Origin of the sequence: Rossellomorea arthrocnemi, from assembly GCF_904424705.1 — a bacterium.
Classification (GTDB): domain Bacteria; phylum Bacillota; class Bacilli; order Bacillales; family Bacillaceae_B; genus Rossellomorea; species Rossellomorea arthrocnemi.
The window spans coordinates 156,643-168,403 of the sequence record NZ_CAJGBF010000007.1 but is presented as its reverse complement, the minus strand read 5'-3'; the positions used below and the strand labels follow the sequence as shown (position 1 = coordinate 168,403).

Here is an 11,761-nt window from a genome sequence, read left to right as displayed (position 1 = left end):
GGTTTTATTAAAAGGAGAGAAAATATCATGACCCCTAAGCAATTGAAAGAAGTCGATAGTAAAAGAAAGAACCTTCTGCTCTTGATAACGTACGGAATAAGCCTTGCATCAGCCCTCTCGTATTCGGTCATCAATGAGTCAGGAACCATTACCGTAATGATTTTCGCCCTGCAGATTGCTTTTCTTGCCGTCTATTTTGTTGTGCTGCAATTGATTTTAAAGAAGCCGCATTCCTATGTTTATTTCAGCATTCCGACTGTGTATGCCCTGATGGGGGTCTGGCTGTTTCTCGAAGGATCCAATCCGACCGATTTAGTCACGCTTCTCTTTTTAGCCGTGATCAGTGCCATTCACTTTGACCCTTTGATCTTTGGTATCGGTTACCTGTCGGGTCTTGTCCTGATTGTCTTGAATGGAATACTCGCACCAGAAGGCGATGTCATATTTGCCGAGTTATTTATTCCTGCCCTCCTTGTCTATATCCTGATCGGTGTCGTCCTTGGAGTCGTCATTCATTTAAACCGCACGCAATTCAAACAGCTTAAGGAATTTATTCACTTGACGGAAAATGAAAGCAGGAAAAAAGAGAACCAACAAACCTTTTTACAAAAGGAGTTATCCTCCATTACTGGAAGTATCCATCAAATCAACGAACAGATTCAAACCCATCTTGTCTCACATGATGAGATGAAAACAGCTGTGAATGAGATTTCAGCGGGAAGCGTCACCCAAAGTGATCAGATCAATAACATCGCTCTCGTCACAGAAATGACGATGAGTAAAATGGAAGAAGTCTCGAAGCTTTCTAATGATCTTACTATCCATTCCACGGATGCGAACAGCGTTGCCGTTTCAGGTAGTGAAAGGGTCATGGATCTTCAGGAAAACATGATCGAACTTAAAAATATCATTGAAGGCCTTCATCAGACCTTTAAAGAACTCACGAGTAAGATCGAAGAAACCAATACCTTCATCGGGAGCATTCAGGATATTACGGATCAAACCAATCTTCTTGCACTGAACGCATCCATCGAGGCGGCTCGGGCAGGGGAAGCCGGCCGAGGATTCAGTATAGTGGCAGATGAAATACGAAAATTAGCCGAGATCACCCGGAACACGGCAACCCGCATCAATGATAACCTTGCTTCCGTTAACGCAGTGAACTCTTCTGCTGTTGAAATCATGAATCTAAGCTCTGAAAAGCTCAATGAAAACGTAGGGGCAACAGGAGAGGTGACATCGTATTTCACGACACTCCGCGAGAAGCTTGATACCCTGTCAAATGAGTTCCAACGCTTAACGTCCACGGCTTCTGATGTAAGAGGACAGACTGAAGAAGCCGAGCTGTCAACGAAGGAACTGGCTGCTGTCATACAACAGACTTCTGCCGGTCTTGAAGAAATCAGTGCCACCATCGAAACCCTTCATGGTGACAATCGGATGATCGCTCAATATGTTCAAGATACTGCCACAAGTGCAGAGCGAATTCAGAACAGTGTCAACGCTTGATCTGTGGTAAACTAAGAGCAATAGTTTTAAAGGATGTGGCACTTTTGAAAAAACGATTCACCATGATCATACCCATCATGATACTCGTGGCCGTTGCATCTTATTGGATGCTGGGCAAATATTATTCCGAAATTGAGCTTGGTTCGAAAATCATGCTCATCATCGGAGGTACGCTCCTATCCGGCTTGATTTCCTTCTTCTTATTCAAAGAAGACCGGGAGACATAAAGAAAAACACCACTTTCCGGATGAAAGTGGTGTTTTCTTCATTTCAGAAGCCTGTTTTCCAGTTTATGCTCATAATTTTTGAACAATGAACTATTCGTATTAATGCGCTTCTTCGAAAGCATTGCATTGTATTTCAGCATTTTCTCATTCAGGTTCTGCTCCAGCTCATGCCTTTTGACATCATCATCACATACCTTGATCAAATCCTCGATCCGCATCATTTCTTTTTTTACGTTCATTTCATCCGTTGTATATCCTGCGTTCTTCATCATCCGGTGGGCCATCTTCAATTCCTGAGGCACACCTAAATCATCATCCAGATTAAGCGGTTTCCCATAACCGGGAAGTTGTTTAAACTCTCCGTCCTCATACGCTTTCTTGATTCGATGCTCCGATACAATCATTGAAAAATCCAACTAAATCCCTCCCTGGCGGAATCGATTGTTTCTTTAGCAGCGGGAATTCCCACATGTTACTACTAGTATATCCAATCGGACGGATTGCTGAACATAAGAGATGAGTCTATTTTCTGACAATTCATTTCACATATTTTCGTATCAGCTGGAAAAACTACCTGTATCACGAACGAAAAGGAGTGGCTGACATGGCACGTGGTAAATCATTCGAATCAAAGAAAAAGGGGCATCCAGGTAATTTCCTTCAAAATAGTACATCTAAAAAACATTCGGAAGATGCAGTGGGTGATGAAGAATTGATTGTCACACAGGAAGCATTTAAAAATCGTGAAGATAACGATGAACACCGCTACTGAATCAGAAAAACGCTAGGAATCCTAGCGTTTTTTTGGTTCCCCTATTGAAAGATGCCCCGTATTCAGGTTCAATTACATTTTCATTTTCAAAACTGATGATTTTATTTTCAGAAATTCCGAACTTTATTTTCAAATCGTTAAACCGTGACACTCTCTTTCTTACTTAAATCCATCGCCGGACCGAAGAATTCATAGCTCACCTTAGATACGCCCATTTCCGCCAACATTCCGATAACGGCCTTCATAAACGGTGCCGGACCGCACACATAGCATTCCGTCCCCTCGGCTACATACTGCTTCAGGATTTCTTTGTTCACGTATCCTGTAAAATGGGATCCGGATTTTTCCCGTGGATTTTCATAAATATAACACGCTTCCCCATTCACCATCTCGGTCATAAGTTGAGCGACTTCATCTCTAAAGGCATGAACCCCTTCATGTTTGCTCGCATGAATAAACGCTGTTCTCCGTGCCGGTGTGGTTTTTGCCACTTGTTCGAGCATACTCATCATAGGTGTGATTCCAACACCTCCGCTTATAAATGCAACAGGCGCTTCTCCATTTTCTAAATAAAAGTCCCCAGCTGGTGCACTGACTTCGATTTCACTTCCTTCGGCAACTTTGTCATGTAAGAAATTGGACACCTTCCCATGCGGATCACACTCTGCTTCCCTTTTAACAGAAATTCGGAAGAGATTCTCCATTGGTGCGCTTGATAAACTGTACTGACGAATATGAGTGAACTCTTCACCAGGGATCGTCACCCGCACAGAAATATATTGACCTGGCATGTAAGTCGGGACATTTCCGCCTTCTTTCGGTTGAAGATAGAAAGATGTGATAACCCCGCTCTCCTCTACCTTCTTTGCGACGATAAACGGTTTAAAGTCTCTGTATCCTGCGTCTTTGTTTTCCGTTTCTTTGTACATTTCTTCTTCTACATCAATGAATACTCCGGCGATGACACCGTATGCGTCCCCCCATGCTTCAATGATCTCATCCGTCGCTGCCTCTCCAAGGACTTGCTTGATTGCTTGAAGCAGGTGCTCCCCTACAATTGGATAATGTTCAGGCTTAACACCTAAACTTCTGTGCTTATGGGCAATCTGCTTCACTACAGGAAGAATACTTTCGAGTTTATCGATGTTCTGTGCAGCCGCATACACCGTATTGGCGAGTGCGGTTTGCTGTCTTCCTTTTTTCTGATTAGCATGATTGAAGATATTTAATAACTCTGGATGATTGGTAAATAAATTTTTATAAAAAGTGGACGTTATTTCCGTTCCTTTCACTTCTAAGACAGGAGCAGTCGATTTCACGATTTCAATGGTTTTTTGAGATAGCATGTAGGTCACCTCTAAAGATATATTTTAAATGCATCTTTAGACTACTCCTACTCATTTGTTAAAGCAATATATAAAATACATCTTTAACAAAACAGTCACATTTAGACACAGACTTACTTCCTTCTGTATAATGAAGATAATGGAACGGAAAGGTGAGATACATGAGACTAACTTTATACACTGACTACTCACTGAGGGTCCTGATTTTCCTGGCTTCAAAACCGAAGGACGAACTCTCTAATATAAAAGAAATCGCTGATGCCTACAGCATCTCAAAGAATCACCTGATGAAAGTGACGTATGAACTTGGAAAAATGGGGATGATTGAAACGATTCGTGGCAGAAACGGAGGAATCAAACTTGCAAAGTCCCCTGAAGATATAAATATAGGAAAACTGGTCCGTGCGACAGAGGAGGATTTCCATCTTGTCGAATGCTTCGACGCCGAAAACAACTCCTGCATCATCACGCCCGTCTGCGGATTAAAGCATGTTCTCGGCAAAGCATTGAACGCCTACCTTTCAGTCCTCGACGAATACACCCTGGCCGACCTGATCCACAACCCCATGGATTATCGTTTTCTCTTTCAGGAGCAGGAACGTGATGAAACGTCAACATGAGAAACTTTCCACCGACAACCGGTGGAAAGTTTTTTTATAAGGCTCTTTTCACAAAGATTGTTGTTATTGCTCAGACATTGAGTTTGTGCTGCAGGGTGGTGGGAACAATAATCAGAGTTTGTTATATGAAGAGGAATCCTGGTGCTGAACCTGATCACCTTAAAATAAAAAACCTGCCTCCCAACCGGAAACAGGCTCCTCTTTACTCTTTACTTTTTACTCTCACTGTACTTAAATGTCATCAATAAAAACAGGAAAAAGCTGAGTAACAACGTGCTTCCCCCGACAATATAAAAAACGGTCGTAAAGCTTGACGGAAAATTGAACGGATTTAAGTTGTACATCCACATCCCGGCGGTCAATCCAATAGAACCGATGATTGCTGTCCACACATGGGCAAATGCCAGTTTAGAAGACTTCGGTACTTGATAGGAACGATAATAAGACGAATAAGCAAATAAACTCAACCATCCGACAACTAATATATGAGCGTGGATGGGCTTGAATGCATACGATCCCGCTCCTGCCATATGAGACCCGAGAAATGCTCCGATAAACCCATATATGGCGGACATTCGTAATAATAGGACATTCCAAGGCACGTATCTTTTCCCCCTTTGATATAATCTTGCTCCCAACATTATAGTATAGTTGTCCGATTGTATGCCATTCTTCTTGACCCAATGCCATAGAACGTTCATATTCATAACGCTTCTTCACAAATACTTTTTCATTCATTTGCATACGATACAAAGATAGGTGTAAACACTTGCAAACCGTGTGGGCACTGATACAATAAGAATGTAATAGAACATTCTGAAAAAAAGGAGAATACATAATGACTAATTTTCAACAAAATCTTGAAAAATACGCAAGTTTGGCTGTAGAAGTCGGAGTGAATGTCCAGAAGGGTCAGACCCTTGTCATCAACACATCCATCGATTCTGCAGAATTTGTACGCTTAGTAGTTAAAAAAGCCTATGAAGTAGGAGCTAAGCACGTATATGTGAACTGGAGTGACGATATCGTCAACCGCACGAAATATGACCTTGCCCCGGAAGAAGCTTTCCAGGAGTTCCCTCAATGGAAAGCGCGTGAAGTGGAAGAGCTTGCTGAAGGCGGAGCTGCATTCATGAGCATCGTCTCTTCAAGCCCCGACCTGTTAAAAGGAGTGAATCCGGATCGCATCTCGAACTTCCAAAAGGTAGCCGGCAAAGCGATGTCAAAATACCGTCAGTTCATTCAATCGGATAAAGTCAGCTGGTGCGTACTGGCCGCTCCTTCGAAAGATTGGGCTGCAAAAGTATTCCCGGATGCTACGGAAGAAGAACAAGTGGACCTATTATGGGAAGCGATTTTCAAAGCGGTGCGTGCTGACCAGGCTGACCCTGTACAGGCATGGAAGGATCACGACGCAAACCTTCACGAAAAAGTCGAATACCTGAATGAAAAGAACTATCAAAAACTTCATTACACAGCACCAGGGACGGACCTTACCATCGAACTTCCTAAAGGTCACCTGTGGGTCGGAGCCGGAAGTGTGAACGAAGATGGAACGACTTTCATGGCAAACATGCCGACGGAAGAAGTATTCACTGTTCCACTGAAAACAGGTGTAAATGGTACAGTATCAAGCACGAAGCCACTTAGCTACGGCGGTAACGTGATTGACAACTTCACGATCACATTTGAAAACGGACGCATTGTGGACGTAAAGGCTGAAGAAGGCGAAGAAATTCTAAAGCGCCTTGTGGACACAGATGAAGGATCTCACTACCTTGGGGAAATCGCCCTAGTTCCTCACCAATCACCGATCTCTCAATCGAACGTGTTATTCTACAACACATTATTTGATGAGAACGCATCAAACCACCTTGCGATCGGTAATGCCTATGCATTCTGTATCGAAGGCGGAAAGAAAATGAGTGAAGAAGAGCTGGAGAAAAACGGCTTGAACAACAGTATCACTCACGTAGACTTCATGATTGGTTCAGACAAAATGAACATCGATGGAGTGAAGGATGACGGCTCGACTGAAGCAGTATTCCGCGATGGCGGTTGGGCGTTTTAAGGAGAATATGTAAGGTAGGATCCCGGAAGGCGGCTTGTGCTGCCTTTTGGGGTTTTATTTTGGAAGAGGGTTGGTTGGCGTTGGTTGACTGATACTTTTGTATAACGACGCAAATACCGAAATTTTGACGCAATTCCTTTCGATAATGACGCAAATATCAATAAAATGACGCAATAAATTTTATTTTGACGCAATCATCTTAAAAAATGACGCAATTCCCATTTAATCTAAGTTTGATTTGTCCACCGCCTTCAGCCAAACAACTAAGATCCGTTCGTATTAGAAATGAATCCTTATTATTTAGTAATCTCCTTCCTCTTTCAATCCAAAATTATTCTCTATCCATACTCTTTCGTCAAGGCTATTGCAGCAATTGTCGCACCTGCTGCCTGGGCATAGCTTCCGAATGCAGAGATCTGCAGTCCAGTATCCTTCATTTCCTTTAGAATATATACTTCTCCTATTGCTTCAAGGGCCGCCCCTAAAGATTGAATCGTGTTTCCAGCAGCGAGGAGTTTGGAATAGGCGCGTGTACTCAAGGTGGCCCCGAATGCTTCCAGTCCTGCTCCGACGGACTGTACGGTATCCCCGAATATATCCAGATTCAATCCCTCCAGCTCTTCCCCTGAAAATTGAATTTCAGCAGCAATTACATTCGTCACATTCCCGGAAGCTTGCATCCAGTCACCAATCATACGGTAGGTCTCCCCTATGGAACCATCTGACAACTTTTCGGCACCGACTGCCTGCAGGGAATTCCCCGCCGCCTCAAATCCATTTCCGATGGAGACCAGTCGAAATCCGACTGGCTCCTGGTCCAATCGTTCTTCTTGAATGATCATCGTTTCACCAATTGCCGCAATTACAGTCCCGACTACCTGAGTCCACACTCCCGTAATGAGAATTAGTCTATCTATCACCTCCGTCCACCGTTCCTTTCCCAGTCAGTACTATTAATGTATTCAAAAACGTGCGAATGGTATCTCAAGCTCACGAAACACAATGAGTAAATATTATGTAAATACCAGTAAATGAGTCTTGTTTATTTTGTCCTATCAGGCTATGATATTCTAGTTCATCTAGTGTTTCATGAGGGGAGGAATTTAGATGAGAATTCGGGATTGGGACCGCAACTTAAAGGTCCGGCTGTTTGGGGAAGCAGCAATTAACATTACGTTCTGGATGTTCTTTCCGTTTTTGACGATCTATTTTACAGAGTCGTTTGGAAAGCAGACGGCAGGATTATTATTGGTCCTGTCACAGGTTTTCGCCGTTCTCGCGAATCTGATGGGAGGCTATTGTGCGGACCGCTTCGGGCGTAAACGGATGATGGTCATTTCGGCCTTCGGACAAGGCTTTGCTTTTTTAATCTTTGGCCTTGCCAGTTCGCCGTGGCTGGATTCTGCCATGATCGGATTTATCTGTTTTAGTTTGGTCGGGGTATTCGGTTCGTTTTATTGGCCGGCAAGTCAGGCCATGGTCGCCGATGTAGTGGATGAGAAAGACCGGAGCCATGTGTTTGCTGTCTTTTACACATCCATTAATATTGCCGTCGTCGTAGGACCGATATTAGGGGGCATTTTCTATGTTCACTACCGGTTTCAATTATTAATTGCCGCCGCACTTATTTGTATGCTTTTAGCTCTTCTTCTATATAAAATGACGAGGGAAACGGCACCGGCAGATAAGAATAAACTACTTGTCACAGAAGGAAAAAAGAAAGCCTGGCATAGTGTGATGTCGGATCAATTCAAAGATTATAGTGTGATTTTTAAAGACAAAACGTTTTTATTGTTTATTTTAGCCGGGGTCCTCATAGGTCAAACGTTCATGCAATTGGACCTGCTGATTCCTGTATATATTAAAGATACTATGGATAAAGCCACTCTGTTCAGCTTTGGGGACTGGTCACTGACCCTCGTGAGCGAGCAGGTATTCGGACTGATCCTGTCGGAAAATGGCTTCCTGGTGGCGCTTCTCACCGTGGTGATCACGCGGTGGATCACGAAATTCCGAGAGCGAAATGTATTCATCTTATCTTCTATCATCTACGCAGTTTCGATCTTTATGTTCGGGCAGACCAGCTCTGTTTGGATGTTTGTAATCAGCATGGCGGTGTTCACTTTTGCAGAACTGATGACTGCCGGCATCCAACAAAGCTTCGTATCCAAGCTTGCACCGGATCATATGAGGGGACAATATTTTGCCGCAGCCAGCCTGCGTTTCACGATTGCAAGGACCATTGCACCTCTATCCATCACCCTGTCTCTTTATGTAGGGTATGATTGGACGTTCATTACACTATCGATTCTTGCCCTTGTGAGTGCCGGCCTCTTCTTCATCATGTTCGAGCGCTTTGAGAAAGAAGAACTGGAATTGAAGAAAGCTGTTCACTAAAAAAAAAGGAATGATCCACGCAGGATCATTCCTTCCTTTTCTATCACAGTCCTAAATCAAAACCTTCATCGTCTGACTGTAACATTGTATTTAGACCAAGATCTGTCGAAAGACCAAGGTTGAACTCACTGTCTGAAGACTCTTCATTTTCCCATTGAGTGTAGCTTGCATCTGCATTTACACCAAGGTTTGATAGAAGAGAAGATTCGTTGTCCTCATCAGAGGATAAAAATCCAAGAGCTGTATCCGTACCTGCATTTAAACCGGCACTTGTATACTCTTCTTCTTCAGAATCCATTGATTCAGCCCATAGTCCCGCTTCCACTGCGTTCATGACAGTAGCAGCCGATTCATTGTCTTCATCTTCCGTCATAGCTCCAAGCATCAGGTTATTCGCGGCATTCGCTTCGAACTTTGAATAGTCGTCGCTGTTTTCAACAGTTGTCATGACAGAAGTATCGTTCATTGCTTCTACTTTAGAAGAGTCACCATCTTCTTTGTCTTCTGACCCCAATACAAGACCATTTGCAGATTCAGTACCAAATGAAGCTTTAGAAGAATCATTTTCTTCGTTGTTTTCGGCACTTACCCAAACATTTGAATCGGTCATAGCATCAGCCATTACTTCTTTGTCTTCATCAGATGCAGAAGCATTCAGACCGGAAGTAAGGTTTCCAGAAGTAGTAGTGGCATAAGAATCTTCTTCTTCATTGTATATTGTTTCATTCATGATTCCAGCGTCAGCCATAGCGTCAACAGCTGCTGATTCGTCTTCTCCTTCAACTGCTGCATTTACATCCTGGGATGCTCCCGCTTCAGTCTTGGAAGTGAAAGAATCGTCTTCTTCACTGTATGTCGTTTCATTCATGACAGCTGCATCAGTATCGGCTTTCACTTCTGCTGATTCGTCTTCTCCTTCAACTGCTGCGTTTACATCCTGGGATGATCCCGCTTCTGTTTTGGAAGTAGCTGAATCTTCTTCTACTGTCGTTTCATTCATGACAGTTGCGTCAGTATCTGCATTTACTTCCGCTGATTCGTCTTCTCCTTCAACCGCTGCGTTTACATCCTGGGACGCTCCCGCTTCTGTTTTGGAAGTAGCTGAATCTTCTTCTACTGTTGTTTCATTCATGACAGTTGCGTCAGTATCTGCATTTACTTCCGCTGATTCGTCTTCTCCTTCAACCGCTGCGTTTACATCTGAATTCGCCTCTGCACCATTATTCGTTGTAACAGAATCATTTTCTTCATCAACGACGGTTTCGTTTACGACATTTGAATCAGCATCAGTACTGACATCCGTATTTGATTCTTCATCTGATCCACCGATGTTCAATCCATTTAATAGACCATCTTTAGAATCAAGGATGTTGACATTTTCCAATAATCCATCATCGCTGTTAAGCAGTGAATCATTCCCTGCCGCTAAGCTTGTGTGACCTCCGATAGCTAGACTTGCTGCTAATCCACCTGTCATGACTAATGTTCTAAATACACTTTTTCTCATTTTTAATTCTCTCCTTTTAAAAGTTTTTAATTTATATACTTTTGAAAAGAAGAGATTGTTGAGGTGGTTGGGACGGTGGTGCGTTTAACCACTGATCATAGTAGCGATTATTTTTCTCATACATATTGGCTGTTTGGAAGTTGACGGTAACTGCCTGCTGATCCGACACATACCATAAAGAGGTTGATCCGCTTACCTGGCCACTCACCCCACTTGTACTGGAAGACTGACTTGTAGAATTTAGAGTAGTGGTCGTGAGGACAGGTTCCATCTTTTTAACAGGTGTGAAGGGAAGTTCATGCTGCTTTTCTGACTCTTCCACTTTGGCAGGTTCTTTTTGCTCAACTTCAGCCGGATTTGTACGTAAGGATTCCTTTACTTGTTTTGCTTCGCTCAATCTGAGGGAACTTTTCTCTGCTTCTTCAGCAGATCCTTCGACTGGAACCTCTTGTTTTACCGGTTCCTTCGGAGCGTCTCCTCTCTCCACTTCGACTTCATCATTTTCTTTTGGCCTAGCCACAGAGGGCTCATCTTCCACTTTTGCTGATGGTTCGTTTGAAACATCGGCCTCGAGTCCCCCGGTTTCCACTTTCACCTCAGGTTCTTTTGAAACTTCAATATCGACATTTCCTGTATTTATTTTCACTTCAGGATGATCCGACAAGTCTACGTCCAATAGAGGCTTATCATCTGCCAATGAATCTGAGACAGATTTCGTTGTTTCTTCCACGGTATCGGTGACCGTCTTTGTCGTTGAATCCACCGTACCGGTTACAGATTTCGTTGTTTCTTCCACGGTATCGGTGACCGTCTTTGTCGTTGAATCCACCGTACCGGTTACAGATTTCGTTGTTTGTTCAACAGTATTTGTAACCGCCTTGGTCGTATTGTTCACCGTTTCCGTTACAGGAGCCGCTGATTCTCCTACGATATCTGTAACCGGTTTTGTCGTATGCTCAACGGTTTTGTCCACCGCATTTCCTGCGGTCCCAGTTGCGGCATCCACTGTATCAGCAACTGTTCCTGTTGTCTGATCAACCGCGGCTGTCACCGAATCAACCGTACCTGAAAGTAAGTTTCTTTCTGAGTGATTCTCATCCTCAGAGGTTTCTTCAGCGGACAGGACTTCGTTCGAAGTCGTCGCTTTGTCAGTGACTGCGTTGACTTCATTCGTCACATTGGAGAGGAGCCCCCCTTCTGCCGAGGCAAAAGTAGGAATACTGATGACTCCCAAAAAGAGAAAAGCCTGAATTAGGTGTTTTTGCACTGCGTCTTGTCACCTCCTTCTGATTCAATTATTCGGATGCTCATG

Annotated in this window: 12 protein-coding genes; 6 read left to right on the top strand and 6 right to left on the bottom strand. The window is 43.4% G+C overall.

Annotated elements, in window-relative coordinates; genetic code table 11:
- The first annotated feature begins 27 nt into the window (after positions 1–27).
- Positions 28–1,509, top strand: coding sequence for a methyl-accepting chemotaxis protein (locus BAA9072_RS12030; protein ID WP_201714913.1), 1,482 nt, complete (start codon positions 28–30; stop codon positions 1,507–1,509).
- A 44-nt stretch (positions 1,510–1,553) separates the two neighbouring features.
- Entirely contained in the window at positions 1,554–1,736 is a 183-nt protein-coding gene (locus tag BAA9072_RS12025; protein WP_201714912.1) for a histidine kinase, read from the top strand.
- 38 nt (positions 1,737–1,774) lie between these two features.
- Here BAA9072_RS12025 and BAA9072_RS12020 read toward each other — a convergent pair whose 3' ends face one another.
- A complete protein-coding gene (locus tag BAA9072_RS12020) occupies positions 1,775–2,152 on the bottom strand; it encodes a DnaJ family domain-containing protein (protein ID WP_201714911.1) in 378 nt (125 codons plus the stop codon).
- Positions 2,153–2,340: 188 nt separating this feature from the next.
- On the opposite strand from BAA9072_RS12020, the gene BAA9072_RS12015 reads away from it, so the two are divergent.
- Positions 2,341–2,508 carry a hypothetical protein gene (locus BAA9072_RS12015; protein ID WP_201714910.1) on the top strand — a complete coding sequence of 56 codons (168 nt, stop codon included), beginning with the start codon at positions 2,341–2,343 and terminating at the stop codon, positions 2,506–2,508.
- A gap of 137 nt (positions 2,509–2,645) precedes the next feature.
- Here BAA9072_RS12015 and hmpA read toward each other — a convergent pair whose 3' ends face one another.
- Positions 2,646–3,854, bottom strand: a complete 1,209-nt coding sequence (gene hmpA / locus BAA9072_RS12010) for an NO-inducible flavohemoprotein (RefSeq protein WP_201714909.1) — start codon at positions 3,852–3,854, stop codon at positions 2,646–2,648.
- A 161-nt stretch (positions 3,855–4,015) separates the two neighbouring features.
- Here hmpA and BAA9072_RS12005 point away from each other — a divergent pair, with 161 nt between their 5' ends.
- Positions 4,016–4,474 carry an RrF2 family transcriptional regulator gene (locus BAA9072_RS12005; RefSeq protein ID WP_201714908.1) on the top strand — a complete coding sequence of 153 codons (459 nt, stop codon included), beginning with the start codon at positions 4,016–4,018 and terminating at the stop codon, positions 4,472–4,474.
- A gap of 209 nt (positions 4,475–4,683) precedes the next feature.
- On the opposite strand, the gene BAA9072_RS12000 is transcribed toward BAA9072_RS12005, so the two are convergent.
- Complete coding sequence (locus BAA9072_RS12000; RefSeq protein ID WP_230980845.1) at positions 4,684–5,049, bottom strand: hypothetical protein; 366 nt, start codon at positions 5,047–5,049, stop codon at positions 4,684–4,686.
- Positions 5,050–5,312: 263 nt separating this feature from the next.
- Between BAA9072_RS12000 and BAA9072_RS11995 the strand changes: the two genes are divergently transcribed.
- A complete protein-coding gene (locus BAA9072_RS11995; protein ID WP_201714907.1) occupies positions 5,313–6,545 on the top strand; it encodes an aminopeptidase in 1,233 nt (410 codons plus the stop codon).
- A gap of 338 nt (positions 6,546–6,883) precedes the next feature.
- Here the strand turns inward: BAA9072_RS11995 and BAA9072_RS11990 are convergent, their stop codons facing one another.
- Positions 6,884–7,465, bottom strand: a complete 582-nt coding sequence (locus tag BAA9072_RS11990) for a DUF6944 family repetitive protein (RefSeq protein ID WP_201714906.1) — start codon at positions 7,463–7,465, stop codon at positions 6,884–6,886.
- A gap of 187 nt (positions 7,466–7,652) precedes the next feature.
- Here BAA9072_RS11990 and BAA9072_RS11985 point away from each other — a divergent pair, with 187 nt between their 5' ends.
- A complete protein-coding gene (locus tag BAA9072_RS11985) occupies positions 7,653–8,942 on the top strand; it encodes an MDR family MFS transporter (protein WP_201714905.1) in 1,290 nt (429 codons plus the stop codon).
- A gap of 43 nt (positions 8,943–8,985) precedes the next feature.
- On the opposite strand, the gene BAA9072_RS11980 is transcribed toward BAA9072_RS11985, so the two are convergent.
- A complete protein-coding gene (locus BAA9072_RS11980) occupies positions 8,986–10,449 on the bottom strand; it encodes a hypothetical protein (protein ID WP_201714904.1) in 1,464 nt (487 codons plus the stop codon).
- A gap of 31 nt (positions 10,450–10,480) precedes the next feature.
- Positions 10,481–11,716 (bottom strand): hypothetical protein, encoded by a 1,236-nt coding sequence (locus BAA9072_RS11975; RefSeq protein WP_201714903.1) that lies wholly within the window; start codon positions 11,714–11,716, stop codon positions 10,481–10,483.
- Positions 11,717–11,761 lie beyond the last annotated feature (45 nt).

What these genes read in the sequence shown, in the direction of transcription:
- hmpA (WP_201714909.1), bottom strand. Translation starts at nt 3,854, where the DNA reads ATGCTATCTCAAAAAACCATTGAAATCGTGAAATCGACTGCTCCTGTC.
- BAA9072_RS12030 (WP_201714913.1), top strand. Translation starts at nt 28, where the DNA reads ATGACCCCTAAGCAATTGAAAGAAGTCGATAGTAAAAGAAAGAACCTT.
- BAA9072_RS12000 (WP_230980845.1), bottom strand. Translation starts at nt 5,049, where the DNA reads ATGTCCGCCATATATGGGTTTATCGGAGCATTTCTCGGGTCTCATATG.
- BAA9072_RS12005 (WP_201714908.1), top strand. Translation starts at nt 4,016, where the DNA reads ATGAGACTAACTTTATACACTGACTACTCACTGAGGGTCCTGATTTTC.
- BAA9072_RS11995 (WP_201714907.1), top strand. Translation starts at nt 5,313, where the DNA reads ATGACTAATTTTCAACAAAATCTTGAAAAATACGCAAGTTTGGCTGTA.
- BAA9072_RS11980 (WP_201714904.1), bottom strand. Translation starts at nt 10,449, where the DNA reads ATGAGAAAAAGTGTATTTAGAACATTAGTCATGACAGGTGGATTAGCA.
- BAA9072_RS11985 (WP_201714905.1), top strand. Translation starts at nt 7,653, where the DNA reads ATGAGAATTCGGGATTGGGACCGCAACTTAAAGGTCCGGCTGTTTGGG.
- BAA9072_RS12015 (WP_201714910.1), top strand. Translation starts at nt 2,341, where the DNA reads ATGGCACGTGGTAAATCATTCGAATCAAAGAAAAAGGGGCATCCAGGT.